We start from the raw sequence: 25,862 nt of genomic DNA on the forward strand, positions 1-25,862 counted from the left end.
GCCGCCACCCTCACCCACCCAGCACCTCCCGCGTCGCCAGCAGCCCGCGCCGCACCTCGTCGTACGACGTGGACAGCGGGGAGAGGCCCAGGCGCAGGCCGCCGGGGTCGCGGTAGTCGGGGATCACGTCGCGGCGCCACAGCGCCGCGGTGACCTCGCGCATCCGCGGGTGGCTGAGCGTCACGTGTCCCCCGCGCAGCCGGGCCTCGCGCGGCGAGGCGAGCGTGACGCCGAGGGGCGCCAGCAGCTCGTCGGCCAGTTCCACCGCGTAGTCGGTGAGCGCGACGGACTTGGCGCGGACCGCGGGCATGCCGACCTCGCCCAGCAGCGCGAGCATGTCCTGTACGGCGAGCATCCCGACGATCGGCGGGGTGCCGCTGAGGAAGCGGCGGATCCCCGCGGCCGGCGCGTAGTCGGGGCCCATCAGGAACGGATCGCGCGCCCCCATCCAGCCGCGCACGGGCTGGGTCAGGCTCTCCAGGTGGCGCTCGGCGACGTAGACCAACGCCGGGGCGCCGGGTCCGCCGTTGAGGTACTTGTAGCTGCACCCCACGGCCAGGTCCACCCCGGCCGCGTCCAGCTCGACGGGTACCGAGCCGACGGAGTGGCTGAGGTCCCACAGCACGAGCGCCCCGGCGTCGTGGGCGATCGCGGTGAGCCCGGAGAGGTCGGCGAGCCAGGCCGAGCGGTAGGCGACGTGGCTGAGCACGACCAGGGCCGTGTCCGCACCGACCGCCTCGGCGAGCTGCTCGGCGCCGACCCCGGCGGTGGCGTCGACGTCGATCCAGCGCAGCCGCAGCCCGCACTCCTGAGCGACCCCCTCGGCGACGTAGCGGTCGGTCGGGAAGTTGTCGCGGTCCACGACGATCTCGCTGCGTCCCGGACGCGCCGCGACCGCGGCCCGCATCGCCTTGTAGAGCAGCACCGTGGTCGAGTCGCCGATGGCGCACTGCCCGGGTGCGGCCCCCAGGCAGACCCGCCCGAGCTCGTCGCCGAGGGTGAGCGGGAGGTCGAACCAGCCCTCGTCCCAGCCGCGGATCAGGCGACCGCCCCACTCCTCGCGCACGAAGCCGGCGAGACGCTCGGCGGTGACCTCGAGCGGGCGGCCCAGCGAGTTGCCGTCCAGGTAGACCAGGTCGCCCCCGGCGCCGACGAACCGCGCGCGCAGCGGCGCGAGCGGGTCGTCGGCGTCCAGCGCGGCGGCGTACGACGGGTCGCCGGGCCCCCCGCGCCGGGCCGAGGGACCCCCCACGACTCAGCCGGTGACGGCGCCGACGGCGGCCGACTGCACGGTGCGCGCGTACTTGCCCAGCACGCCCTTGGTGTACTTCGGCGGGTTCGGCTCCCAGCCGACCTGGCGCGCCTCGAGCTCGTCGGCGTCCACCTCGAGCTCGAGCAGCCGGTTGGCCACGTCGAGGATGATCTGGTCGCCGTCGCGCACGAACGCGATCGGACCGGCATCGACGGCCTCGGGGGCGACGTGCCCGACGCACAAACCGGTGGTGCCGCCGGAGAAGCGGCCGTCGGTGAGCAGCAGCACGTCCTTGCCGAGCCCGGCGCCCTTGATGGCACCGGTGATCGCGAGCATCTCGCGCATCCCCGGACCGCCCTTGGGGCCCTCGTAGCGGATCACCACCACGTCCCCGGCGGAGATCCGGCCCTCGGAGAGCGCGTCCATCGCGGCCCGCTCCCCGTCGAAGACCCGGGCGGTGCCGCGGAAGACCTCGGTGTCGAAGCCGGCCGTCTTCACCACCGCGCCCTCGGGGGCCAGCGAGCCCTTGAGGATGGTCAGACCGCCGGTCTTGTGGATCGGGCGCGACATCTCGCGGATCACCTCGCCGTCGACACCGGGAGGCGCGATGTCGGCGAGGTTCTCGGCGAGGGTCTTGCCGGTGACGGTGAGGCAGTCGCCGTGCATCAGGCCGGCGTCGAGCAGCACCTTCATCACCATCGGGATGCCGCCGACCTTGTCGACGTCGTTCATCACGAAGCGGCCGAAGGGCTTGAGGTCGCCGAGGTGCGGCACCTTGTCGCCGATCCGGTTGAAGTCGTCGAGCGTCAGCTCGACCTCGGCCTCGCGGGCGATCGCCAGCAGGTGCAGCACGACGTTCGTGGAGCCGCCCAGCGCCATCGCCACCGTGATGGCGTTCTCGAAGGCCTCCTTGGTCAGGATCTGGCGCGCGGTGATCCCCTTGCGCAGCAGGTTGACCACGGCCTCGCCGGACTTGTGGGCGAAGCCGTCGCGACGGCGGTCCACCGCCGGCGGCGCCGCCGAGCCGGGCAGCGACATGCCGAGCGCCTCGGCGACCGAGGCCATCGTGTTGGCGGTGTACATGCCGCCGCAGGCACCCTCGCCGGGGCAGATCGCCCGCTCGATGCGGTCGACCTCCTCGCGGCTGATCTTGCCCGCCAGGCAGGCGCCGACCGCCTCGAAGGCGTCGATGATCGTGACGTCCTTGCCGTCGACCTGGCCGGGCATCGTCGAGCCCGCGTAGAGGAACACCGAGGCCAGGTCGAGACGGGCCGCGGCCATCAGCATGCCGGGCAGCGACTTGTCGCAGCCGGCCAGCAGCACCGAGCCGTCGAGCCGCTCGGCGCTCATCACCACCTCGACGGAGTCGGCGATCACCTCACGCGAGACCAGCGAGAAGTGCATCCCCTCGTGCCCCATCGAGATGCCGTCGGAGACCGAGATCGTGCCGAACTCCAGCGGGTAGCCGCCGCCGGCGTGCACGCCGTTCTTGACGGCCTTGGCCAGCCGGTCCAGCGACAGGTTGCAGGGGGTGATCTCGTTCCACGACGAGGCGACGCCGATCTGCGGCTTGGCGAAGTCGTCGTCGCCCATCCCTACCGCACGCAGCATCCCGCGTGCGGCGGCCTTCTCGAGTCCGTCGGTGACGTCGCGGGAGCGGGGCTTGATGTCAGGGGTCTCGGGCGTCTTGCTCATGGCCCCAGGCTAGTGGGGAATGCGCAAAGGGTGTGCGTGGCCCTAGCCTTGGTCCGTGACCTGGGACGACTATTCCGCAGCCCTGTTCGACCTCGACGGCGTCATCACCCCGACCGCGGTCGTGCACATGCACGCCTGGGCCGCCATGTTCAACGAGTTCCTCACCGACGCGCCGGCCGACCTGGGGGGTGATCGCTCCCCCTACACCGACGCCGACTACTTCGCCCACGTCGACGGCAAGCCGCGCTACAGCGGGGTGCGCGACTTCCTCGCCTCGCGCGCCATCGTGCTGCCCGAGGGCGACCCCGAGGACGACCCCCGCGAGGCCACCGTGTGCGGTCTGGGCAACCGCAAGAACGTCGCCTTCAACGAGGTGCTCGAGCGGGAGGGCGTCGAGGCCTACCCCGGCTCGGTGAAGCTGCTCGACCACCTGCGCGACCAGGGCATGCCCCTGGCTGTGGTGTCCTCCTCGGCGAACGCCCCCGCGGTGCTGGCCGCCGCCGGCCTGCTCTCGCGGTTCGCGTGCATCGTCGACGGCCGGGTGGCCACCGAGATGGGCCTGGCCGGCAAGCCGGCGCCCGACACGTTCCTGCACGCGGCGAGCATGCTCGCCGTACCGCCTGAGCGGGCGGTGGTGATCGAGGACGCCGTCTCCGGCGTGCGCGCCGGCGCGGCAGGCGGCTTCGGGCTGGTCGTCGGCGTCGACCGTGGCGCCGGCGAGCAGGTGCTCCTCGACGCCGGCGCCGACCAGGTGGTCACCGACCTGGCGGAGCTCCTCGCGTGAGCACCGAGCGGCCCGACCAGCTGCTGGACCGCCGGCGCTTCCCCGCCGATGCGTGGCAGCTGGTCGAGACCTCGCACGACCCGAGCGACCTGGGCGTCACCGAGACCCTGTTCACGGTCGCCAACGGCTACCTCGGGATGCGCGGCAACCCCGAGGAGGGACGCAACGCCCACAGCCACGGAACCTTCGTGAACGGGTTCCACGAGACCTGGCCGATCCGCCACGCCGAGTCCGCCTTCGGGTTCGCCCGGACCGGCCAGACCATGGTCAACGTCCCGGACGCCAAGGTCATGAAGATCTACGTCGACGACGAGCCGCTGATCATCGGCACCGCCGACCTCGAGCACTACGAGCGCACCCTGGACTTCCGCGACGGGCTGCTGCGCCGCAGCCTGATCTGGCGGACCCCGTCGGGCAAGCTGGTGCGCATCGACTCCACCCGGATGGTGTCGATGACCCAGCGCCACCTGGCGGTGCTCACCCTCGAGGTGACGATGCTGCAGGGCAGCGCGCCGATCGTCATCTCCTCGCAGATCCTCAACCGCCAGGACGGCAAGGACGAGTACCACGTCGCCGCGGCGGCGATGGGCGAGGGCATCGACCCGCGCAAGCACGGCGGGTTCGAGGAGCGGGTGCTGTTCCCCCGCCTCGACTACGCCCACGACGACCGGATGCTGCTGGGCTACCAGTGCGCCAACTCGCGGATGACGATCGCCGTCGCCGCCGACCATCAGCTGGAGACCGAGAACCACTACGACGCGCTCGTCGCCAGCGAGGACGACCTGGGCAAGATGGTCTTCGAGGTGGACGCCGTCGAGGGCCGCAGCATCCGGCTCACCAAGACCGTCGCCTACCACACCTCGCGTGGGGTGCCGGTGCGCGAGCTCTCCGACCGCTGCGACCGCACTCTCGACCGGGTCCGCCACCACGGCGTGGCGCACTACCACGCCGAGCAGCGAGCCTGGTACGACCGCTTCTGGGAACGCTCCGACGTCGTCGTGGACGCCGGACGGGAGACCCAGCAGGCCATCCGCTTCGCGCTCTTCCAGCTCGCCCAGGCCAGCGGCCGGGCCGACCAGCAGGGCATCCCCGCCAAGGGGGTGAGCGGCGCCGGCTACGAGGGGCATTACTTCTGGGACACCGAGATCTACGTGACCCCGTTCCTCGTCTACACCCAGCCCGAGATCGCCCGTGGCACGCTGCACTTCCGCACCCGGATGCTGCCGGCCGCGCGTGAGCGGGCCCGCGAGCTGGCCACCAGCGGGGCGATGTTCCCCTGGCGCACGATCAACGGCGAGGAGGCCTCCGCCTACTACGCCGCCGGGACCGCCCAGGTGCACATCGACGCCGACATCGCCTACGCCCTGAGCAAGTACATTCACGCCACCGGCGACCTGGACTTCCTGGTCCGCGACGGCGTCGACGTGCTGGTGGAGACCGCCCGGATGTGGGCCGACCTCGGCTTCTGGCGTCACAACGGCGGCCGCTCGTTCCACATCCACAGCGTCACCGGGCCCGACGAGTACACCACCGTGGTGAACAACAACCTGTTCACGAACGTGATGGCGCGCTACAACCTCGAGCACGCCTCCCACGCGGTCGAGGAGGTCCACAGGCTCCGGCCGGAGGCGTACGGGCAGATGGTGGCCCGCCTCGGCCTGCGCGAGGAGGAGCTCGAGGAGTGGCGCGAGTGCGCCGCCGGGATGTACATCCCCTTCGACGAGGGCCTGGCGATCCACCCCCAGGACGACCACTTCCTCGACCGCGAGGTCTGGGACCTCTCCCGCACCCCCGCCGCCCTGCGCCCGCTGATGCTGCACTACCACCCGCTGGTGATCTACCGCTTCCAGGTGCTCAAGCAGGCCGACGTCGTGCTGGCCACCTTCCTGCAGGGTGACCGGTTCACGATGGCGGAGAAGAAGGCGAACTTCGAGTACTACGACCCGATCACCACCGGCGACTCCACGCTGTCGGCGGTCGTGCAGTCGGTGATCGCGGCCGAGGTGGGCTACCACGAGGTGGCCATGCACTACTTCCGTCAGTGCCTCTACGTCGACCTGTGCAACCTGCACGGCAACACCGCGGACGGGATGCACATCGCCTCGGCCGGAGGTCTGTGGACGGCGCTGGTGAACGGCTTCGGCGGGATGCGCGACCACGACGGCCGGCTCAGCTTCGACCCGCGGCTGCCTGCGGCGTGGCCCTCGCTGAGCTTCAAGCTGATGTGGCGCGGCACCCGGGTCCGCTTCGAGCTGACCCAGACCCAGCTGTCGGCGCAGGTCGACGAGGGCACCGGGGAGGTCCCGTTCAGCCTGCGCGGCACCGAGTACGTCGTGCGCCCCGGCGAGCCGGTGTCGATCGCCATCGACGGCCACGGCCCACGCCAGGACGGCACGCTCGGCACCCGGCCGCTGCTGGGCGGGCGGCGCGCGGACGGGTCCCGGATCACCGCCGGAGTGCCCGACCCCAGCCGGCTTCCCGAGGACCTGTCCTCGATCGACGGGGTCCCGCCCCTGCCCGCGCAGCCCGGCCCGGGCTGAGGCCGGCCCCCACCTAGACGACCCCGGCGCGCACCACCATCACGTCGGGCAGGTCCCGGACCACCTCGCGCCAGCTCTCCCCGGCGTCGGCGGAGGCCCAGACGCTGCCGTTGCGCGCCCCGACGTACACGCCGGGGGTGGGGTGGGCGTCGACGCACATCGCGTCGCGCATCACCCCGACGAAGAACCCGTCGGGCAGCCCGTGGCGCAGCTCGCTCCAGGTCTCACCCGCGTCGCGCGAGCGCCAGACCGAGGCCCGCGCCTTCGGTGGGTAGCGGCCCACCGAGCCGTCGAGGGGGAAGACGTAGACGGTGTCGGGGTCGTGGGGGTGCACCACGATCGGGAAGCCGAAGTCGGCCGGCAGGCCCTCGGCGATGGAGATCCACGAGCCGCCCTCGTCGTCGGAGCGGTAGACCCCGCCGTGGTTCTGGGCGAAGAGCCGCTCGGGGCGGGCGGGGTGGCGCGCGACCTTGTGCACGCACTGGCCGAACTCGGGGTACTGCTCGCCCTCGGGCAGGAACTCGGCGCGGATGCCGCGGTTGCGCGGCTCCCAGCTGCGCCCGCCGTCGGTGGTGCGGTAGACCCCGCCGGTCGACAGCGCCGCGGTCACCGATCCGGGATCGCTGGGGTGCGGCAGCACGGTGTGGAAGGCCTGTCCGCCGAACCCGGCCGACCACTGCGGCCGGTGCGGGTGGTCCCACAACGCCTTCTCGAGCGCGAAGGTCTCGCCACCGTCCTCGGAGCGGAACACCGCGCCGGGCTCCGTGCCGGCCCACACCGTCCGCTCGCCGACCCCGGGCTGGAGCTGCCAGACGCGCTCCACCGAGGTGCCGGCCGACTCGGGGAACGCCAGTCCCCCCGGTTCCTGCCAGGTGCAGCCCAGGTCGTCGGAGCGGCACACCTGCGGGCCGGTCCACGGCGAGGACGCCCCCACCAGCAGCCGCGGCGCCTCTCCCCGGGTGTCCACCAGAGCGGAGTAGACCTCCATCATGTCGAAGTGGGGGCCGTCCCACTCCCATCGCTCGCGGGCGTCGTCGGAGCGCCCGATCCACAGCCCCTTGCGCGTCCCGACCAGGAGCATCGTCGTCATCTCGCCTCCACAGGTGAGCCCGGCCCCGGGCGGGCCTGGTCGCGAGGGTGGACTCCCCCACCGGCCAGGATTCATCGCCGACCCGTCACTGATGCGGGATCCCAGCGGCGTGTCGGTCGAGGCAGTGACGGGTCGGCGGGGTGGGGGGGTGGGGTGAGGGGGTGGGGATAGGGTGCTGGGCTTTGGTGGGTGTGGCGGGGAGGGGCGGGGACGTGGGGCGAGCGGTGCTGCTGGTGCTCGTCGGGATCGCCTCGGTGCAGCTCGGCGCCGCCGTCGCCAAGGACCTCTTCGACCTGGCCTCCCCCACCACGCTGGTCTGGCTGCGGCTGGCCACCAGCACCGTGGTGCTCGTGGTGCTGGCCCGCCCGGCGCTGCGCGGCCGCTCACGCCACGACTGGCTGGTCGTGTGCGGCTTCGGCGCCAGCCTGGCGCTGATGAACTGGTCGATCTACCAGTCCTTCGCCCGGATCCCGCTGGGCATCGCGGTCACCATCGAGTTCGTCGGGCCGCTGAGCCTGGCGGTGCTGGGCTCACGGCGGGCCCGCGACCTGCTCTGGGTCGCGCTGGCCGCCGTGGGCGTGCTGCTGCTCGGCCTGCAGCCCGCCGACCTGGACTGGGTCGGGGTCGCCTTCGCCCTGCTCGCCGGCGCCGGCTGGGCGTCGTACATCCTGTTGAGCGCGAGCACCGGGGCCCGCTGGCCCGGCTTCAGCGGGCTGGCCGTGGCCAGCATCGTCGCCACCGCGCTGCTCACCCCCGCCGTCCTCTCCAGCGAGCGCAGCGCGCTGCTCGACCCCCGGGTGCTGCTGCTCGGCGCCCTGGTCGGGCTGCTCAGCTCGGTACTGCCCTACAGCTGCGAGCTGGTGGCGCTGCGGACCCTGCCCCCGGCGCTCTTCGGCATCCTGATGAGCATCGAGCCGGCGGTGGCCGCGCTGGCCGCGGCGGTGCTGCTGCACGAGTTCCTCAGTCCGCTGCAGTGGCTGGCGCTGGTCTGCGTGGTGGCCGCGAGCGCGGGAGCCACCCGCTCGGCGGGAGCCCCGGCCCACACCGAGCCGGTCCCGGACTGATCCCGGGACGCGTTCACCCAGATGTCACCTGACGGTGACGCGCGCGACAAGAGCGGCCCCCTAGGCTCGATCACATCGAATCCGCGAGGTTCGTACTCGGACAGCAAGCGATCGGGGCCCACGATGATCCTTCTGAACCGCTCGTTGACGGCGATCCCCCGCACGGCCCTGCGCCTCGCGCACGACCGCGCCGCGGCCTGGGCGGCAGAGTCCCAGCAGGGATCGCGACGCAACGCCATGATCGCCTCCACCGCTCTCGCCCAACGTCGTGCGGAGCAGAACGAGGTCGAGGAGTTCCTCGCCACCCTGGCCGGGACCTCCCAGCTCCTCACCTCGCCGGAGGACGCAGCGCGAGCTGCCCACGGTTGAGCCCGCCGGCCGGCCTCCCCCGGCCGGCGGGCTCGATCCCTTTCCGCACCCCGGCGCCGCCGGTGAGGCACAATCGCGACTGTGAGCGCACTCCCCGCCGCCGAGTCGGCCTCCGGTCTCGTGCCGAGCGATCCTCTCCGCGAGGTGCACGTCTATGACGTCGAGAGCCCCGACGGCACCGTGCTGCGGGCCTGGACCAACGACCCGGACGGGCGCATCGACGGCCCCACCGTCGTGCTCTGCAACGGCCTGGGCACCAATCCCTGGGTCTGGCCCTCGCTGCTCGGGCCGGACTGCGGCGTGCGGGTGGTGTCGTGGTTCCACCGCGGCACCGGCGGCTCCGAGCGCCCTCTGGACCCGCGGCGGGTGGGCGTGGAGCACCTGGTCGAGGACGCGTTGACGGTGATGGACCACGCCGGGATCGACCGGACTCCGCTGATGGGCTGGTCGATCGGCGTGAACACGATGTTCGAGCTGGCGACCCTCCACCCCGAGCGCGTCACCGGCCTCTTCGCCGTCGCCGGCGTGCCCGGCGAGACGTTCTCCACGATGCTGCGCCCCCTGCACCTGCCCCGCCCGGTACGCCGCGCGGTCGCGGTCTCGGTGGCCCGGGTGCTGCGCTATGCCGGTCCGGCCCTCAGCCCGATCGCGCGTCGACTGCCGATCGGCCCGCGCACCGTCGCGGTGCTCTCCCACTCCGGGTTCATGCTGCCGGTCACCGACCCCGAGCTGACCGCGCGGGCGGTCCGCGAGTTCTTCACCACGCCGCTGGACTGGTACGGCCACCTCGCCCTGCACACCCACCGCCACGACCGGGTCTCGTTGAGCCAGGTGCAGGTGCCGGTCTTCCTGGTCGCCGGACGCTACGACCTGATGGCCGGCGCCCCGGACATGCGCAGCGCCGCCGAGCGCCTCGACGACGCGACGTACGTCGAGCTGGCCGGCAGCCACTTCCTCGGGCTCGAGCAGCCGGAGGTGATCCACGAGCTGCTGCTGGAGTTCCTGGGGAGGCTGGAGCCGTGAACCGCCGCCGCACCGCCGTCGGGCTGGCCGGGCTGCTGCTCGCCGGGTCCCTGGCCGCGTGCGGCGAGGACGCGGAGCTCGACCCGCCGACCGTGACGGCCGGGTCCAGCCCCACCCGGAGTCCCTCGGGGGCCGCCTCCAGCGGAGCCGCGTCCGCCGCTGCGGGGCGCCCTGCCGTGGTCGACACCGTCGTGACCGGGCTGGCCACGCCGTGGGGCGTGGACTTCCTGCCCGACGGCACCGCGATCGTCACCGAGCGCGACTCGCGCCGGGTCCTCGCCGTACGCGGGGGGCGGGCCCGGCCGATCGGGGTGATGGAGGCCGCCGCGCCGCAGGGCGAGGCCGGGCTGCTCGGCGTCGCCGTCTCCCCGGACTTCGCCCAGGACCGGACCCTGTTCTTCTACCTCACCACGGCCTCGGACAACCGCGTCGTGCGCGCGACGTACGACGGCACGCGGCTCGGCGAGAGCGAAGTCGTGCTCGACGCCATCCCCGCGGGGTTCATCCACGACGGCGGCCGGCTGGCGTTCGGACCGGACGGACACCTCTACGTCTCCACCGGCGAGACCGGCGAGCGCGAGCTGGCCCAGGACCCGGACTCGCTGGCCGGCAAGATCCTGCGGATCACCCCCGAGGGCGACCCGGCCCCCGGCAACCCGGTGCCCGACTCCCCCATCTGGTCGCTGGGCCACCGCAACGTCCAGGGGCTGGCCTTCGACGACGAGGGTCGGCTGTGGGCCTCGGAGTTCGGCGACTCCAGCTTCGACGAGCTCAACCTGATCGAGGCGGGCAGCAACTACGGCTGGCCCGAGGTCGAGGGGCGCGGTGAGCGCGGCGGGCTCACCAACCCGCAGGTGGTGTGGTCGACCGGGGAGGCGTCGCCCTCGGGCCTGGCCTACCTCGAGGGCCACCTCTACCTGGCGGCCCTGATGGGCCAGCGGCTGTGGCGCGTAGACGTCGAGGGCGGCCGCGCCGGCACCGCGCAGGACTTCTTCGTCGGCGAGTACGGCCGGCTGCGCACCGTCGTCTCCGCCCCCGACGGCCGGCTGTGGGTCACCACGTCCAACCGGGACGGCCGTGGCGACCCGGCCGCCGCCGACGACCGGATCCTGGTGGTCCGCCCCTGAGCCGGTCCGCCCGACGGAGCGGGCTCAGGTCGCCGTGGTGCGGTGCACGACCACGCGCCGCGAGGCACGGCGCAGGGTGGTCAGCACGGCCGGGCCCAGGATGACGATGGCCAGGGCGGTGGTGAGGGCGCGGCCGGTGTCGAAGCTGCCGGTGGAGGTGAGCAGCGTGTAGACGCCGAACCGCTCGAGGTTCTCCAGCAGCGGCGCCCCCGGGACGTAGGAGAGCCCGCCCTCGTGGCCGGGCACCGCGATGCCCAGGACGTAGGGCCAGCCCTGCAGGTTGAGCAGCAGGCCGTAGAGGTAGGCGGCGGCGATGCCGTAGACCACCAGCAGCGCGATCTCGGCGCGCCCGGTCAGCGCGCGCGCTCCCAGCCGCCGGGGCAGCAGACCCGCGCCCATCCCGACCCACGCGGCGACCAGCATCTGGAACGGCAGCCACGGCCCCATGCCGGCGGTGACGAACGCGGAGGCGAACAGGGACGTGCAGCCGAGCACGAACCCGAAGCCCGGACCGAACACCCGTCCGGCCAGGATCAGCAGGAAGAAGACCAGCTCGACGCCCGCCGTACCCGCGCTGATGCCGCGCAGCACCGCATTGACCGCGGTGAGCACGCCCAGCACCGCCAGCACCCGGGAGTCCATCCCACCCTCGCTGAGCTCGGCGAGTACGACGGCCAGGACCACCGGCAGCAGCATCAAGAACAGGAACGGCGGGTCGACGCGCTGGCCCCCGTCCACCCGGACCAGCAGGGGCCACAGGATCATCACCAATCCCGCCAGCGAGGCCACTCCGAGCACGGCCGCCGACCGGGTGCCCAGGGGGACGGCGGAGGTCGCCGATTGGGCAGAGACGGCGTCCCGGGGCGGCTTTTCGTCGCCGTTTGGTCCCCAACGGCGGCCCCGAGCCGCCCACCCAGCCCCCCTCACACCGCCTCCAGGCACCGGGCCACCTGGCCGACGGAGAACCACGGCGGGCCGAGGATCTTGGTGACCTGCGGGGCGAACGACGGGGACTCGGCCATCACCCGCGCCGCCGGGCCGCAGGAGACCACCTCCCCCTCGGCCAGCACCACCACGTCGTCGGCCACCTGGGCGACGAACTCGACGTCGTGGGTGGCCACCAGCACGGCGCGGCCCTCCTGGGCGAGGTCGGTGAGGATCCGGCCGAGGACCCGCTTGGCCGCGTAGTCCAGGCCCCGGGTGGGCTCGTCGAGGAGCAGTACGGCGGGGCGCGCGGTGAGCACGATCGCCAGCACCAGCGCGAGGCGCTGTCCCTCGGAGAGGTCGCGGGGGTGGGCGCCGCCCGGGATCCGCGGCACCAGGCGGTCCAGCAGCCCCCGGCAGGTCCCCGGCTGCGCCCCGGCGGACCCGGCTGAGTCGTCGGCCGCGGCGCACTCCTCCTCGACGGTCTCGAGGTAGAGCAGGTCGGCCGCCGTCTGCGGGACCAGGCCGACCCGTTCGCGGCGCGCCGCCGGCGCGAGGTCGGCCGGGTCGTCGCCGAGGACGCTCACCGTGCCGGCACGCCTGCGCCCGGTCCCCTGGAGCGCCCAGATCAGCGAGGACTTGCCCGACCCGTTGCGCCCCATCAGGGCGGTCACCCGTCCGCTGTCGAGGTCCAGGTCCACCCCGCGCACGGCGACGTCCGCCCCGTGCGTCACGGTGACCCCCCGGGCGCGCAGCAGCGGGCGGCGCTCGCCCGCGACCGGCTCGGGGGGCGCAGGCTGCCCCGCCGTGGTGAGCCTCTCGCGCAGCCCGCGGGCCCGGCGCCGCGCGTCACGCACGCTGAGCGGCAGCGGCTCCCACTCGGCGAGCCGGCCGAGCTCGACGATCGGGGGGACCACCGGCGAGGTGCGCAGCAGCTCTGCGGGCTCCCCCACCTGCACCCGCCCGGCGCCGGCGAAGAGCGCCATCCGGTCCGCGAACGGCACCACCCGCTCCAGGCGGTGCTCGGCCAGCAGCACGGTCAGCCCGAGGTCGTGCACCAGCCGGGTGAGGATCGCCAGCACGTCCTCGGCGGCGGTCGGGTCGAGCGCGGAGGTGGGCTCGTCGAGGACCAGGATCCGCGGGTGCATGGTGAGCACCGACCCGATCGCGACGCGCTGCTGCTGCCCACCGGAGAGGGTGCGCAGGTCACGGTCGCGCAACTCGGCGATGCCGAGCAGGTCGAGCGTCTCCTCGACGCGACGGCGCATGCTCTCCGGAGCCAGGCCGAGCTGCTCCATGCCGTAGGCGAGCTCCTCCTCGACGGTATCGGTGACGAAGCCCGACGCGGGATCCTGCCCGACGTACCCGATGGCGTGCGCCCGCTCGCGCGGGGGAAGGTCGATGATGCTCGTGCCGTCGAGCAGGACGTCGCCGCTGAGCACGCCGCCGCTGAAGCGGGGCACCAGCCCGGTGAGGACGCCCAGCAGCGTCGACTTGCCGACGCCGGTGCGCCCGGAGACCAGCACCAGCTCGCCCTCCTCGAGGGTGAGGTCGACGGCGTCCAGCACCAGCGGCGCCTCGGCGGCGTAGCGGAAGGTGATCTGGCGCAGCTCGATCATGCCGCCGGCTCCTTGCTGTCGGGTCTGGTCGTGGTGGGGCTCGAGGTCGCGGTCGGGCCGGGGCCGGGCGCGGTGCTCGCCGGCTGGCCTCGCCGGGTCGGAGCGGGCCCAGTGCGGCCCGGGGACAGGCGCGGCGGTGGCGTGGCGAGCGCCGGGACGAGGGCGAGGAGCAGTCCCAGGAGCGCCACCACGCTCAGCACCGGCCACGCGGTCACCCCCGGGTGCGCCGCCACCGGGTCGTCGCGCGCCACCCACCACAGCGCGCCGGCCGCGACGGCCCCGGAGGCGACCGTCACCAGCTCGGCGGCGCGCCAGGTGTCGGGGCGGTAGCGGCTGCGCACCACCCGTCCGCCGGCGCTGAGCAGACCCAGCGCGGCGCAGGCGACGCCGAGGCCGAGCATCACCACCACCAGCCAGCGCGGCGCGGTCTGGTCGAGCACGGCGTAGGCGCCCACGCACAGCCCGCCCAGCCCCAGCAGCATCAGCGCGCCGGTCCCGGCCCGGCGACGAGGCGAGAGCCCGCCGCTGCGTCCGTACCCGCGGGTGTCCATCCCGGCGGCCAGGCTCAGCGACCGCTCCAGCGCGTCCTCGAGCACCGGCACCAGCAGCCGCCGCAGACTCTTGATCCGGCCCTTGGGTCCCCCACGCAGCTGCTGGGCCGCCCGGACCCGGCGCACACTGTCGGCCAGCTGCGGCAGCACGCTGACCGCGACCACCAGCGAGCTGCCGACCTCGTAGAGCGCGGCCGGCACGGACCGCAGCAGCCGCTTGGGGTTGGCCAGCGCGTTGGCGGCCCCGAGGCTGATCACGATCGCGGCCAGCCGCATCCCGTCGTAGAGCCCGAAGAGCAGGGACTCGCGGGTGACCGGGCCGAGCAGCCGGATCCCCAGGACCCAGTCGGGCAGCGGGATCTCGGGCAGGGTGAAGAGCACCGTCTGCCCGTCCCCACCGCCCAGCAGGATCCGGAACAGCACCCGGAGCACGACGATCACCAGGCCGATCAACAGGTACAGCCGGAACGCCCGCGCCCACGGCTGGTCCGAGCGCCGCGCCGCGACGACCACCACCGCGACCCCGACGACGAGCGCCAGGGCCAGCGGGTTGGTCGTGCACGACGCGGCCACGGCCAGGCCGATCGCCCACAGCCACCACGCGACCGGGTGGAGGTCGCGTGGCAGCCGGGTGACGCGGGGCGGACGGCTCACGGTGAGGTGCTCCCCCGCCGTCGTCGTACGACGCTCGCGGTCGCGGCGGCGACGACCAGCACGGCCAGCACCGTCAGCGTGACCCAGCCGGGTACGCCGCCGCTCGGCGCGTCGTCCGCCGAGGCCGCCTCGCCGCTCTCATCGCCAACGGGATCGCCAGCAGGATCGCCGACGGGATCGCCGTTCTGGGCGCTCGGGATGTCACCGGTCTGCTCAGCGGCCGGAGTGTCCGCGGATGCGGCGGGCGAGGGCGCGGCCTCGGAGCCGCCCGTGGCCTGCGTGCGCGGAGCCGGCCGGAGACCGGGAAGGCTTTCGGCCAGGCTGTCCTGCCAGGCGAGGGCGACGTAGCCACCGTCGGCGACCTCGAAGGCATCGACCCCGGCGGTCGCGTACGACCACGTGCCGGACTCCCCGTCGGACCAGTACAGCGCCCAGTAGGCGTCCGCCGGCGGGGTGTTCACGCACGGGTCCGCCGAGGGTGCGCCCTGGACCCGGCAGACGAAGCCCGGCTGGCGCTGCACGTGGTCCAGGGTGAATCCTGCCTCGCGCACGACCTCGCTGGCCGGGCGGCCGCCGCCGGAGGGCGCGCAGCCCTGCCGCACGCCGCCGCCGAGGTCGCCGAAGTCGACGACCACCGTGACGCCGCCGGTGCTCGAGCAGCCGGCCGCGGAGGCGGCGGGCGCCGTGGCCACCGAGACCAGGCCGCCCACGAGCAGGGCGAGTGAGGCGCCCAGCAGGGCGAGACGATGCCCGGCGGGGCCTCGCGAGTGGAGCTTCATAGGGGTGCCCTTTCCGCTGCGGCAGCGGACAGCACCCAGGCTGGGCACCACCCGCTGCTTTCCTCGACAGCGTGTGACGTCAGGACGCTTCGGCGTGGGTGCTCCGGCTCGCCCCTCGCGAGGGGCCTACGGTTGCGGGTCAGCGCCGGACTTGGACCGGCTTCCCCCAGCGACGGGCGTGATGAACTTGTGAGTGCTGCGACCGGTGCGGCCCCAGCCCACGCAATGTAGCAGTCGTCCTCAGCAGTTCGGCGTGCCCGGCTCGTCGGGCTCGAGCCAGCCCAGCGCCGGCGTCGCCTGGATGGTCGCTGCCCGCCACTGGGTGAGGGAGGCCTCGCTCAGGCCCTTGTCGGCGGCCTTGAGCGCGGCCTCGTCGTAGCCGACCGCGCCGACCTCCTCCACCAGGGCGGGCACCGTGCAGGCCTGCTCGATGATCTGCAGCGAGGACAGCCAGGTGGCCGCGTCCGCGGCGGCCCCCTCCTCGCCGCGACCGCCCAGCGCCCAGCCGGCGAGCCCGGTGCTGTTCGCGTTGGGGGCCTCGGTGGAGGTGGCCCCGCCGAAGCTGCCGTCCTCACGCTGCTGCTCGCCCAGCCAGGCGGTGGCGTCGTCGAGGGCGGCGCCCACCACCGGGTCCTTCTCCTGTCCGGCGAGCGCGAGCACCGCGATCGCGGTGACGTCGACGTCGGGCGGGCTCGCCTCGGCATCACCGGCGACGCAGCCCTGCTCGGCCGCGTCGGGGGCGGCGAAGTAGAGGCGGAAGTAGCCGCCCTCGCACTGCTGCTCGAGCAGGTACTCGGTGGCCGCGTCGGTCTCCGGGGAGTCGGCCGCGGCGAGCGCGCGCACGGCGTACGCCTGGCCGATCACGTTGGCGTAGTCGGTCCCCTTAGGGTCGGTGACCTTGTCGGCGAGCCTGCCCACCGGGTTCTGGTCGCCCACCTGCTGCTCGAGCCGGTCGATGAGGTCCACGCCCCCGAAGTCGCTCGGGTCGGCGCCCGCGACCTGGGCCAGCACCGTGGTCTTGGCGAGCGCCCCGGCGTAGACGTCGTCGGCCGAGCCGGCGTCGACGCCGGTGGTGTAGCTGGCCACGTGCTGCGTCATGGTGTCGGCGATCTCGCCGACCTCATCGTCGTACCCCTCCAACGCCGCCAGCGACAGGGCGGTGTCCACGGTCATCCCGTAGTCGGGGCCGTACTCGCCGACCATCACGTCGTCCTCGAGCTGGTCGAGCAGCCACTCGGCCGCGGCCTGCGAGCGGGCCGAGGTGGGGGCGGCGTCGCCGCTGGGCTCCGTGGAGCTGCTCGGCTCGCTGGACGCGTCGCCGGAGGAGTCGTCACCGTCGTCGCCGCAGCCCGCCAGCGCGGCCGTCAGGGCCAGGACCAGCGCGGGCCCCGCGAGCACCCGTGTCCGCCGAGAGCGCCGGCGGCGCCGACCGCGTCCCCAGCTGCCCCTCAGATCCTCGTCGTTGCGCTGCATGGCTAGCCCCTTCCTCAACAAACCCCTGGCGACCCGTCACTGCCTCGGCGAAACACGCCGTGTCTGGTCGAGGCAGTGACGGGTCGGCGGGTCAGGTGAGCTTCTCGATGATGAGCTCCCTGACTCGGGCGGCGTCGGCCTGACCCCGCATCTCCTTCATCACGGCCCCGATCAGCGCACCGGCCGCAGCCACCTTGCCGTCGCGGATCTTCTGCGCCACGTCCGGGTTGGCGGCGATGGCGTTGTCGACGGCCGCGCCGAGCGCGCCGTCGTCGGAGACGATGGCGAGCCCGCGGGCGGCGACGATCTCGTCGGGGGTGCCCTCCCCGGCGACCAGGCCCTCGAAGACCTGCCGGGCGAGCTTGTCGTTGATCCGGCCCTCGTCGACGAGCGCCTGGACGCGGGCGACCTCGGCCGGGCTGACGCCCAGCGCGGCGATGTCGGTGCCCGAGTCGTTGGCCCGCCGGGCCAGGTCGGAGAGCCACCACTTGCGGGCCGCCTGCGGCGTCGCGCCGGCCGCGATCGTGGCCTCCACCAGGGCGAGCGCCCCGGCGCCGACGGTGTCGCGCATCTCCAGGTCGGTGAAGCCCCACTCGGCCTGCAGCCGGGTACGACGCTCCCGGGGCGGCTCGGGCAGCGAGGCGCGCAGCTCCTCGACCCACTCGCGAGAGGGAGCCACCGGCACCAGGTCGGGCTCGGGGAAGTACCGGTAGTCCTCGGCGTCGGACTTCTCGCGCCCGCTCGTGGTCACCCCGGTGTCCTCGTGCCAGTGCCGGGTCTCCTGCAGGATCGAGCCACCGGCGTCGAGGATCGCCGCGTGCCGCTGCATCTCGTAGCGCACCGCGCGCTCCACCGAGCGCAGCGAGTTGACGTTCTTGGTCTCGGTGCGGGTGCCGAGCTTGCCGTCGTCCTTCGGCGAGAGCGACAGGTTCACGTCGCAGCGCATCGAGCCCTGGTCCATCCGGGCGTCGGAGACACCGAGCGCCAGGATCATCTCGCGCAGGTGCGCGACGTACGCCTTGGCGATCAGCGGCGCCTTCTCCCGGCTGCCCATGATCGGCTTGGTGACGATCTCGATCAGGGGGATGCCGGCGCGGTTGTAGTCGACCAGCGAGTAGTCGGCGCCGTGGATGCGGCCGGTGGAGCCGCCGACGTGCAGCGTCTTGCCGGTGTCCTCCTCCATGTGCGCGCGCTCGATCTCCACGCGGAAGGTCTCGCCGTCGACCTCGACGTCGGTCCAGCCCTCGAACGCGATCGGCTCGTCGTACTGCGAGGTCTGGAAGTTCTTCGGCATGTCCGGGTAGAAGTAGTTCTTCCGCGCGAAGCGGCACCACTCGGCGATCTCGCAGTTCAGCGCCAGGCCGATCCGGATCGCGGACTCCACGGCCTTGGCGTTGACCACCGGCATCGCGCCGGGCAGGCCCAGGCAGGTCGGGCACACCTGGGTGTTGGGCTCGGCGCCGAACTCGGTGGGGCAGCCGCAGAACATCTTGGAGTTGGTGTTCAGCTCGACGTGGACCTCCAGGCCCATCGCCGGGTCGAACTTCTCCAGCGCCTCCTCGAAGGAGAGCAGGGTCTCGCCGGTCACGGACGTGGTCATCGAGCCGCTCCTTCCAGGGCGGGCGCCTGGGCGAGCAGCGGGCCGCCCCAGGACTTCTCCAACAGGGTCTCCAGCGCGGCACCGACGCGGTAGAGCCGGTCGTCGGCGAGCGCGGGGGCGAGGATCTGGAAGCCGACCGGCAGGCCGTCCTCCTCGGCCAGCCCGGCGGGCACCGAGATGCCGGGCACGCCGGCGAGGTTGGCCGGGATCGTGGCGAGGTCGTTGAGGTACATCGCCAGCGGGTCGTCGACCTTCTCGCCGATCTTGAACGCCGTGGTCGGCGCGGTCGGCGAGACCAGCACGTCGACCTTCTCGAACGCCGCGTCGAAGTCGCGCTTGATCAGCGTGCGGACCTTCTGCGCCTGCCCGTAGTAGGCGTCGTAGTAGCCGCTGGACAGCGCGTAGGTGCCGAGGATGATCCGGCGCTTCACCTCGTCGCCGAAGCCGGCGTCGCGCGAGGCGCGCATCACCTCCTCCGCCGAGGGGGCGTCGACGCCCTCGGGCAGCACCCGCAGCCCGTAGCGCATCGCGTCGAACTTGGCGAGGTTGCTGGACGCCTCGCACGGCATGATCAGGTAGTACGTCGCGAGCGCGTGCACGAAGCTCGGGCAGGACACCTCGACGACCTCGGCGCCGGCCTCGACGAGCAGGTCGAGCGACTCCTGGAAGCGGGCACGGACACCGGCCTGGTAGCCCTCGCCGCCGAGCTCGGTGATCACCCCGACCTTCACGCCGGTCATGTCGCCGGCGGCCCCGCTGTGTGCGGCCTCGACGAGCGCGGGCAGCGGCTGGTCGATGCTGGTGGAGTCGAGCGGGTCGTGCCCGCCGATCACCTCGTGCAGCAGCGCCGCGTCGAGCACGGTGCGGGTGACCGGGCCGACCTGGTCCAGCGAGTTGGCCATCGCGACCAGCCCGTAGCGCGAGATCCCGCCGTAGGTCGGCTTCACGCCGACGGTGCCGGTGACGGCGCCCGGCTGGCGGATCGAGCCGCCGGTGTCGGTGCCCAGCGCCAGCGGCGCCTCGAAGGCGGCCACGGCCGCGGCGGAGCCGCCGCCGGACCCGCCGGGGATCCGGTCGAGGTCCCACGGGTTGCGGGTGGGCCCGTACGCCGAGTGCTCGGTGGAGGAGCCCATCGCGAACTCGTCCATGTTGGTCTTGCCGAGGATCGGCAGGCCCCCGGCCTTGAGGCGGGCCACCACCGTGGCGTCGTACGGCGGGACCCAGCCCTCGAGGATCCGCGAGCCGCAGGTCGTGGGGAGCCCGATCGTGGTCAGCACGTCCTTGACCGCGATCGGCACGCCGTCGAGCGGGCCGGCCGGCGTGCCGGCGGCGCGACGCGCGTCCGAGGCCGCAGCCTGGGCGAGCGCACCCTCGGCGTCGACGTGCAGGAAGGCGTGGACCGGGCCGTCGACCTCGGCGATGCGGTCGAGGTGGGCCTGGGTGAGCGCGACCGAGGTCGTCTCGCCCGAGGCCAGCATGTCGGCCAGCTCGGCGGCGGTCTTGCGGGTCAGGTCGCTCATCACGCCTCCTCCCCCAGGATCCGCGGCACGCTGAAGCGCTGCTGCTCCGCCTCGGGAGCGCCCGCCAGCGCCTGCTCGGCGCTCAGGCCCGGCACCACCACGTCCTCACGGAAGACGTTGGTCAGCGGCAGGGCGTGCGACGTCGGCGGGACGTCGTCACCGGCGACTCCGTTGATCGAGGCGACCGACTCGAGGATCACGCTCAGCTGCGGGGCGAGATGGTCGAGCTCGGCGTCGGACAGGTCGATCCGGGCAAGGTCGGCCAGGTGGGCGACCTCGTCTCGGGTGATTTCAGGCATAGGGAGAATCCTAGGCCCCGCTCCTACCGGCCCGAAGTCGGGGACGTGGGCGCGGTGGCACCGCGCTGGCTGCCGTCGCTAGAATCGCCCACAACCCATCGGCCTCCGGCCATCGGCTGGGCCGCTGCCAACGGCCCTCTCGGACCAGCAAGGGGGACGCGGTGGCCACACCAGTCCGTGAACGTCAGGCCCGCCTCCTCGCCGACTCGCGCGCCTCCGAGCCCCGCGCCCGGCTGGCCCAGGCCTCCTCGCGCGCGGAGTTCCTGCTCCGGCTCTCGCGCACCGTCTCCGCCGTCCAGCACCCGGGCCGGGCCGCCGAGGCGATGGTCTCGCTGCTGGTCGAGGAGATGGCGAGCTTCGCGCAGGTGACCCTGTGGTCCGGCACCCGCCAGCTCACCAGCGGCGCCGTGCACGGCTCCACCCCCCGCTCGACGCACGGCTACCGGGCCGATCACGCCACGCCGGCCCTCGACGAGGCGGCCCGCCAGGGCATCACCGAGCAGATCGTCCTGTCCACCCGCCAGCCCGCGCGCCGCGTCGTGATCGAATCCCTGGTCGCCGACCCATCGGTCGCCGAGGACCTCGACCGCGCCGGCACCGAGATCCTGGTGCTGCTGCCGCTGACCTCGCGCGGACGCACGTTCGGGGTGCTGAGCATCGGACGGGCGCCCGGGTTCGGCTTCGACGAGGGCTCGCTGGGCTTCCTCGACGACCTCGCCCAGCGGATCTCGGTGGTCCTGGACGCCACCCTGGTGGTCGCGGAGAGCCGCCACGTCGCCTCGGTGCTGCGCGAGTCGCTCACCCCGCCGCGCATCCCCGAGATCGCCGACCTCGACATCGCCACCTTCTACCGGGTGGCCCACGAGCACGAGGCGGTCGGCGGCGACTTCTTCGACGTACACGGCCCCGTCGACGACCTGACCCTCCTGCTCGGTGACGTCGCCGGCAAGGGCGTCGAGGCCGCCGTGGCCGCCAAGCGGATCCGCAACGCCGTCCGGACCGCCTCCCACGTCGAGCGCTCCCCGGACTGGATCCTGGGGCTCGTCAACCGGGTGCTCATCTCGGAGTCGACGGAGTACTCCGAGACGCTCGCGACCGCCGTCTGCGCCCGGCTGCGCAACTGTCGCGCCGACGCGGGGCCCACGGACGGCGACCCCGGGCGCCTGGTGATCGACCTGGCCGGCGCCGGCCACCCGGCCGCGCTCGTGCTGCGCGCCGACGGCGCGCTCGAGCAGGTCGCCTCGCTCGGTCCGGCGCTCGGACTCGGCGACGGCATGTCCTTCGAGGTGACCACGGTCGTGCTCGCGCCGCAGGAGACGCTGATCCTGCACACCGACGGGGTCACCGAGGCGCGCGGCTCCCTGGACATGTACGGCGACCACCGGCTGCACCAGCTGCTGCGCCAGCTCTCGGGCGGCTCCTCCTCGGCCCTCGTGGAGGGTGTCGCGATGGCGGTCAGCACCCACATCCGCGACCACGAGCACGATGACATCGCCCTGATCGCCGTGCAGTACCGCCCAGGGCCGCGGTGAGCGGCCTCGTCGCCGGAGACCTCACGGACTACTGGGCGGCCGTCGAGGCCCGCGACCCGCAGCGAGCCCTCGCCGTGGCCGTCGCGGTGCGCGAGCGCGGGGTGTCGGTGGCCGACGTCCTGCGCCACGTGGTCCTGGGCGCCCAGCGGCGCGTCGGGGAACGCTGGGCCGTCAACGATTGGACGGTCTCCGACGAGCATGCGGCGACCGCGGTGAGCGAGTACGTGGTGCGCCACCTCGGCGCGGACCTTCCCCAGCCCCGCTCCGAGGCCAGCGTGCTGGTGGGCTGCGCCGAGCTCGAGTGGCACGCGCTGGCGGCCCGGGTGGTCGTGGAGTCGCTGCGCTCGTGGGGTCACGACGCCGTCTTCGTCGGCGCCGACGCCTCCTCGGGAGGACTCGTCGGCAGGATCATCGACGCCGGGCCGCGCGCCGTGCTGCTGAGCGCCTCGATGGCCAGCTCGCTTCCCCGGGTACGCCGCCAGATCGAGGCGGTGCGCGGCACCGGGACCCCGGTCGTCGTCGGCGGCCAGGCGTTCGACCCAGCCGGTGTGCGGGCCGCCCGCCTGGGCGCCACGGCGTACGCCGCCTCGCCGGCCGCCGCCCGGGACCTGCTCGCCACGATCCCCCGCCACGTCACGGCCGCGCCGGCGCTCCACCACGCCGGCGCGGTCGAGGCGCAGACGCTGCATGCCGGAGCCGACGTGCTGGTCCGCGACGTCCTCGACGCGGTCGACGGCGTGCTGGGCCTCGTCGGCGCACCCGGGGAGATCGTGGCCCCCGACGACTGGCGCGCCGTCCTGAGCAACTACGTCCCCCACCTCGTCGACTGCGTCGCGGGCGGCCTGCTCACCGAGGACCCCACGGTGCCCGACGGTGCCCGCCGGTGGCTCGAGGAGGTGATGCGCCGGCGCGGCGCACCCCGGGGAGCGGTCGACGTGCTCTGGAGCCAGCTGCTGGCCCGGCTCCAGGAGTACCCGCAGGCGGTCCGTCTGCTGGGGACCGAGGCCTGACGCCAGCGCCGCCGTTCCCGCCGCGGGCTAGGAGCCCTCGCCCTCCTGGCCGTCCTCGGCAGCGACGGCCGCGGGCCCCTGGGCCAGCAGGGTCTCGAACCCGTCCTCGTCGAGGATCGGCACCCCGAGCTGCTCGGCCTTGTCTGCCTTGGACCCCGGAGAGTCGCCGATCACCACGAAGGCGGTCTTCTTCGACACCGAGGAAGCCGGCTTGCCACCGCGGGCGAGGATCGCCTCCTTGGCCTGGTCGCGGCTGAACCGCTCCAGGGAGCCGGTCACCACGATGCTCAGCCCCTCCAGGGTGCGCGGGACCGACTCGTCACGCTCGTCGGCCATCGCCACCCCGGCGCGCTGCCACTTGTCGACGATCCCGGCGTGCCAGTCCACCTCGAACCAGCGCACCACGGACTCGGCGATGGTGGGGCCGACTCCCTCGGCGGCCGCGAGCTCGTCGAGGGTGGCCGCACGGATGGCGTCCATCGAGCCGAACTCCTGGGCCAGCGCGCGCGCCGCGGTCGGCCCGACGTGACGGATCGACAGCGCGACCAGCACCCGCCACAGCGGCACCTGCTTGGCCTGGTCGAGGTTGTCGAGCAGCCGCCGGCCGTTGGCCGAGAGCACCCGCCCCTCACCCTCGGACTTCTTGGCCGCCCGGGTGAACAACTCGGTGCGCGAGAGCTTGTCCTCGTCGAGGAAGAACACGTCGCCCTCGTCGGTGATCACCCCCGCCTCCAGCAGCGCCGTCGCGGCCTCGGAGCCCAGCCCTTCGATGTCGAAGGCGCCGCGACCCGCGACGTGGAAGACCCGCTCGCGCACCTGCGCCGGACACTTCTGGTGGTTGGGGCAGCGCAGGTCCTTGTCGCCCTCCTTCTGCTGGGCCAGCGGCGTGCCGCAGGCCGGGCACTCGGTCGGCATCACCCACTCGGCGAGCCCCTCGGGCCGCAGCGCGAGGACCGGCCCGACGATCTCCGGGATCACGTCGCCGGCCTTGCGCAGGATCACCGTGTCACCGGGGCGCACGTCCTTGCGCCGTACCTCATGGGCGTTGTGGAGGGTCGCCATCTCCACCGTCGAGCCGGCGACGCGGGTCGGCTCCATCACGCCGTACGGCGTGACGCGGCCGGTGCGCCCGGTGTTGACCTCGATCGCGAGGAGCTTGGCGTTGACCTCCTCGGGCGGGTACTTGAAGGCGATCGCCCAGCGCGGCGCGCGGCTCGTGGAGCCCAGCCGCCGCTGGAGCCGCACGTCGTCGACCTTCACCACGACGCCGTCGATCTCGTGCTCGACGTCGTGGCGGTGCTCGCCGTAGTACTCGATGAACTCCCGCACGCTCTCGAGGTCGGGCAGCACCCGGACCCGCTCGGAGACCGGCAGCCCCCAGGCGGCGAGCGCGTCGTAGGCCGTGGACTGCGAGACCGGCTCGAAGCCGGTGCGCGCGCCGATGCCGTGGCAGACCATCCCCAGCGCGCGGGTGGCGGTGACGCGCGGGTCCTTCTGCCGCAGCGAGCCGGCGGCCGCGTTGCGCGGGTTGGCGAAGACCGGCTTGCCGGCGTCGGTCATCGCCACGTTGAGCCGCTCGAACGCCTCCACGGGCAGGAACACCTCGCCGCGGACCTCGAGCAGCTCCGGGACCGGGAGCTCGGCGGTCCCGGTCAGCCGGTGCGGGATGGAGTCGATCGTCTTGACGTTGGGCGTCACGTCCTCACCGGTGCGACCGTCCCCTCGGGTGAGCGCACGGACCAGCCGCCCGTTCTCGTAGAGCAGGTTGATCGCGAGCCCGTCCACCTTGAGCTCACACAGCAGCGCGGGCGCCTCGACGCCGTCGCGGGCGAGCCGCGCGTGCCACTCGGCGAGCTCCTCGAGGGAGAAGGCGTTGTCCAGGCTCTCCATCCGCTGGAGGTGGTCCACCGGGGTGAACTCGGTGGAGACCGCTCCACCCACCTTCTGCGTGGGCGAGTCGGGGGTCCGCAGCTCGGGGAACTGCTCCTCGAGGGCCTCGAGCTCGCGCATCCCGGCGTCGAAGTCGGCGTCGGAGAGGGTGGGCGAGTCCAGGACGTAGTAGCGCCAGCGCGCCTCCTCGACCTGCTCGCTGAGCTCCTTGTGCCGGTCGCGCGCCTGGTCGGAAGCCTCCGACACCCCGGATGAAGTCATGGGGACCATCTTGCCGTGTGGCACCGACACTCCTCACGCCCAGGCCCGGGGGCGTGCGGCATCCTGTCCACTGTGGCTCGTTTCGCGCTGCCTGCCTCAGGCCTCTCCCCCGCGCTGGTGCGCAACGACGTGCCCGGGGTCCCGCGTGGGCTGGTGCTGATGCTCCACGGCGGGTTGGAGCGCTCCGAGCTCCCAGTCGACCTGCGCAGCGCCTCGTTCCTGCGCACGGCGGCCATGCAACGGGCGATCGCGTCGCGGGTCCGCGCGGCCGGGGTGAGCACCTGGCTGCTGCGGCACCGGGTCCGCGGGTGGAACGCCGGCGACCCGGTCCCCGACGCCCGCTGGGCGCTGGAGCAGGTACGGCGCGCGCACGGCGCCGTACCCGTCGTGCTGCTGGGGCACTCGATGGGCGGCCGCACAGCAGTGCACGTAGCGGACGACCCCTCTGTCGTCGGGGTGGTGGGGCTGGCTCCGTGGTGGCCCCCCGGGGAGAGCGTGCGGGCTCTGGCCGGACGGCACCTGGTGGGTGCCCACGGCACCGTCGACGAGATCACCTCGCCGCTCGCGACCCGCGCCTACCTGGAGCGGGCCGGTGGCGTGGCCGCCTCGGTGCAGTTCCACGACATGGGCCCGGTGGGGCACTACCTGTTCAAGGGCGTCCGGGCGTGGAACCAGCTTGCGGTGACCCAGTCACTGGATCTCCTAGTCCGCTGAAGCAGGAGCCGCACGGTCATCGCGTGTGGCACCGCTGAGAGCTTCCCGCGCGTGGCAGGGCGAAGGGCTTTCCCGTGACTGTCGCCGTGGGC

General features: G+C 73.5%; 21 protein-coding genes and 1 riboswitch. Of the genes, 9 read left to right on the forward strand and 12 right to left on the reverse strand.

Going from position 1 to position 25,862, the window contains the following annotated elements:
- Positions 1-10 precede the first annotated feature (10 nt).
- The gene (locus AC6EH9_RS08385; protein WP_498422149.1) at positions 11-1,252 is read right to left on the reverse strand and encodes a kynureninase; all 1,242 of its coding nucleotides are present in this window, start codon (positions 1,250-1,252) and stop codon (positions 11-13) included.
- A 3-nt stretch (positions 1,253-1,255) separates the two neighbouring features.
- Positions 1,256-2,947, reverse strand: a complete 1,692-nt coding sequence (ilvD, locus tag AC6EH9_RS08390) for a dihydroxy-acid dehydratase (RefSeq protein WP_498422151.1) — start codon at positions 2,945-2,947, stop codon at positions 1,256-1,258.
- A gap of 55 nt (positions 2,948-3,002) precedes the next feature.
- Here ilvD and AC6EH9_RS08395 point away from each other — a divergent pair, with 55 nt between their 5' ends.
- Both AC6EH9_RS08395 and AC6EH9_RS08400 read left to right on the forward strand, forming a co-directional pair.
- Complete coding sequence (locus AC6EH9_RS08395; protein ID WP_498422153.1) at positions 3,003-3,731, forward strand: HAD family hydrolase; 729 nt, start codon at positions 3,003-3,005, stop codon at positions 3,729-3,731.
- A complete protein-coding gene (locus tag AC6EH9_RS08400) occupies positions 3,728-6,271 on the forward strand; it encodes a glycoside hydrolase family 65 protein (RefSeq protein ID WP_498422155.1) in 2,544 nt (847 codons plus the stop codon). The genes AC6EH9_RS08395 and AC6EH9_RS08400 overlap by 4 nt, the downstream gene beginning before the upstream one ends.
- A gap of 13 nt (positions 6,272-6,284) precedes the next feature.
- Here the strand turns inward: AC6EH9_RS08400 and AC6EH9_RS08405 are convergent, their stop codons facing one another.
- Complete coding sequence (locus AC6EH9_RS08405) at positions 6,285-7,361, reverse strand: WD40/YVTN/BNR-like repeat-containing protein (protein ID WP_498422157.1); 1,077 nt, start codon at positions 7,359-7,361, stop codon at positions 6,285-6,287.
- Between the two features lie 212 nt (positions 7,362-7,573).
- On the opposite strand from AC6EH9_RS08405, the gene AC6EH9_RS08410 reads away from it, so the two are divergent.
- The 4 genes from AC6EH9_RS08410 (at position 7,574) to AC6EH9_RS08425 (ending at position 10,944) form a co-directional block, all read left to right on the forward strand.
- Positions 7,574-8,425 carry an EamA family transporter gene (locus AC6EH9_RS08410; RefSeq protein ID WP_498422159.1) on the forward strand — a complete coding sequence of 284 codons (852 nt, stop codon included), beginning with the start codon at positions 7,574-7,576 and terminating at the stop codon, positions 8,423-8,425.
- A gap of 123 nt (positions 8,426-8,548) precedes the next feature.
- On the forward strand, positions 8,549-8,794 hold the full coding sequence (locus AC6EH9_RS08415; RefSeq protein WP_498422160.1) for a hypothetical protein: 246 nt from the start codon (positions 8,549-8,551) through the stop codon (positions 8,792-8,794).
- 81 nt (positions 8,795-8,875) lie between these two features.
- Positions 8,876-9,817, forward strand: coding sequence for an alpha/beta fold hydrolase (locus AC6EH9_RS08420; protein WP_498422162.1), 942 nt, complete (start codon positions 8,876-8,878; stop codon positions 9,815-9,817).
- Positions 9,814-10,944: a PQQ-dependent sugar dehydrogenase gene (locus AC6EH9_RS08425; RefSeq protein WP_498422164.1), complete on the forward strand. Its 1,131-nt coding sequence runs from the start codon at positions 9,814-9,816 to the stop codon at positions 10,942-10,944. The genes AC6EH9_RS08420 and AC6EH9_RS08425 overlap by 4 nt, the downstream gene beginning before the upstream one ends.
- Positions 10,945-10,968: 24 nt before the next feature.
- Here AC6EH9_RS08425 and AC6EH9_RS08430 read toward each other — a convergent pair whose 3' ends face one another.
- The 8 genes from AC6EH9_RS08430 to gatC form a co-directional block, all read right to left on the reverse strand.
- Entirely contained in the window at positions 10,969-11,709 is a 741-nt protein-coding gene (locus AC6EH9_RS08430; RefSeq protein ID WP_498422166.1) for an ECF transporter S component, read from the reverse strand.
- A gap of 158 nt (positions 11,710-11,867) precedes the next feature.
- Entirely contained in the window at positions 11,868-13,487 is a 1,620-nt protein-coding gene (locus AC6EH9_RS08435) for an ABC transporter ATP-binding protein (RefSeq protein WP_498422168.1), read from the reverse strand.
- A complete protein-coding gene (locus tag AC6EH9_RS08440) occupies positions 13,484-14,692 on the reverse strand; it encodes an energy-coupling factor transporter transmembrane component T (protein WP_498422171.1) in 1,209 nt (402 codons plus the stop codon). The genes AC6EH9_RS08435 and AC6EH9_RS08440 overlap by 4 nt, the downstream gene beginning before the upstream one ends.
- The gene (locus AC6EH9_RS08445) at positions 14,689-15,471 is read right to left on the reverse strand and encodes a hypothetical protein (RefSeq protein WP_498422173.1); all 783 of its coding nucleotides are present in this window, start codon (positions 15,469-15,471) and stop codon (positions 14,689-14,691) included. The genes AC6EH9_RS08440 and AC6EH9_RS08445 overlap by 4 nt, the downstream gene beginning before the upstream one ends.
- A gap of 96 nt (positions 15,472-15,567) precedes the next feature.
- Positions 15,568-15,638: riboswitch (cobalamin riboswitch) on the reverse strand.
- Positions 15,639-15,711: 73 nt separating this feature from the next.
- Positions 15,712-16,944: a prenyltransferase/squalene oxidase repeat-containing protein gene (locus AC6EH9_RS08450; protein ID WP_498422175.1), complete on the reverse strand. Its 1,233-nt coding sequence runs from the start codon at positions 16,942-16,944 to the stop codon at positions 15,712-15,714.
- Between the two features lie 91 nt (positions 16,945-17,035).
- Complete coding sequence (gatB, locus tag AC6EH9_RS08455) at positions 17,036-18,544, reverse strand: Asp-tRNA(Asn)/Glu-tRNA(Gln) amidotransferase subunit GatB (protein WP_498422178.1); 1,509 nt, start codon at positions 18,542-18,544, stop codon at positions 17,036-17,038.
- Positions 18,541-20,064 carry an Asp-tRNA(Asn)/Glu-tRNA(Gln) amidotransferase subunit GatA gene (gene gatA, locus AC6EH9_RS08460; protein WP_498422180.1) on the reverse strand — a complete coding sequence of 508 codons (1,524 nt, stop codon included), beginning with the start codon at positions 20,062-20,064 and terminating at the stop codon, positions 18,541-18,543. The genes gatB and gatA overlap by 4 nt, the downstream gene beginning before the upstream one ends.
- A complete protein-coding gene (gene gatC, locus AC6EH9_RS08465) occupies positions 20,064-20,363 on the reverse strand; it encodes an Asp-tRNA(Asn)/Glu-tRNA(Gln) amidotransferase subunit GatC (RefSeq protein ID WP_498422182.1) in 300 nt (99 codons plus the stop codon). The genes gatA and gatC overlap by 1 nt, the downstream gene beginning before the upstream one ends.
- A 161-nt stretch (positions 20,364-20,524) precedes the next feature.
- On the opposite strand from gatC, the gene AC6EH9_RS08470 reads away from it, so the two are divergent.
- Positions 20,525-21,895 (forward strand): PP2C family protein-serine/threonine phosphatase, encoded by a 1,371-nt coding sequence (locus AC6EH9_RS08470; RefSeq protein WP_498422184.1) that lies wholly within the window; start codon positions 20,525-20,527, stop codon positions 21,893-21,895.
- Positions 21,892-22,905, forward strand: coding sequence for a cobalamin B12-binding domain-containing protein (locus AC6EH9_RS08475; protein WP_498422186.1), 1,014 nt, complete (start codon positions 21,892-21,894; stop codon positions 22,903-22,905). The genes AC6EH9_RS08470 and AC6EH9_RS08475 overlap by 4 nt, the downstream gene beginning before the upstream one ends.
- Before the next feature lie 27 nt (positions 22,906-22,932).
- Here the strand turns inward: AC6EH9_RS08475 and ligA are convergent, their stop codons facing one another.
- Complete coding sequence (gene ligA / locus AC6EH9_RS08480; RefSeq protein ID WP_498422275.1) at positions 22,933-25,065, reverse strand: NAD-dependent DNA ligase LigA; 2,133 nt, start codon at positions 25,063-25,065, stop codon at positions 22,933-22,935.
- A gap of 63 nt (positions 25,066-25,128) precedes the next feature.
- On the opposite strand from ligA, the gene AC6EH9_RS08485 reads away from it, so the two are divergent.
- Positions 25,129-25,770, forward strand: a complete 642-nt coding sequence (locus tag AC6EH9_RS08485; RefSeq protein ID WP_498422188.1) for an alpha/beta hydrolase — start codon at positions 25,129-25,131, stop codon at positions 25,768-25,770.
- Positions 25,771-25,862 lie beyond the last annotated feature (92 nt).

The sequence above is a fragment of the Nocardioides sp. Z21_20 genome, assembly GCF_059766585.1.

Excerpts from the sequence above, each read along its gene's own strand:
- gatC (WP_498422182.1), bottom strand. The coding sequence starts at position 20,363 with ATGCCTGAAATCACCCGAGACGAGGTCGCCCACCTGGCCGACCTTGCC.
- AC6EH9_RS08430 (WP_498422166.1), bottom strand. The coding sequence starts at position 11,709 with ATGATCCTGTGGCCCCTGCTGGTCCGGGTGGACGGGGGCCAGCGCGTC.
- AC6EH9_RS08415 (WP_498422160.1), top strand. The coding sequence starts at position 8,549 with ATGATCCTTCTGAACCGCTCGTTGACGGCGATCCCCCGCACGGCCCTG.
- AC6EH9_RS08445 (WP_498422173.1), bottom strand. The coding sequence starts at position 15,471 with ATGAAGCTCCACTCGCGAGGCCCCGCCGGGCATCGTCTCGCCCTGCTG.
- AC6EH9_RS08450 (WP_498422175.1), bottom strand. The coding sequence starts at position 16,944 with ATGCAGCGCAACGACGAGGATCTGAGGGGCAGCTGGGGACGCGGTCGG.
- gatA (WP_498422180.1), bottom strand. The coding sequence starts at position 20,064 with ATGAGCGACCTGACCCGCAAGACCGCCGCCGAGCTGGCCGACATGCTG.
- ligA (WP_498422275.1), bottom strand. The coding sequence starts at position 25,065 with ATGGTCCCCATGACTTCATCCGGGGTGTCGGAGGCTTCCGACCAGGCG.
- AC6EH9_RS08435 (WP_498422168.1), bottom strand. The coding sequence starts at position 13,487 with ATGATCGAGCTGCGCCAGATCACCTTCCGCTACGCCGCCGAGGCGCCG.
- AC6EH9_RS08405 (WP_498422157.1), bottom strand. The coding sequence starts at position 7,361 with ATGACGACGATGCTCCTGGTCGGGACGCGCAAGGGGCTGTGGATCGGG.
- ilvD (WP_498422151.1), bottom strand. The coding sequence starts at position 2,947 with ATGAGCAAGACGCCCGAGACCCCTGACATCAAGCCCCGCTCCCGCGAC.
- gatB (WP_498422178.1), bottom strand. The coding sequence starts at position 18,544 with ATGACCACGTCCGTGACCGGCGAGACCCTGCTCTCCTTCGAGGAGGCG.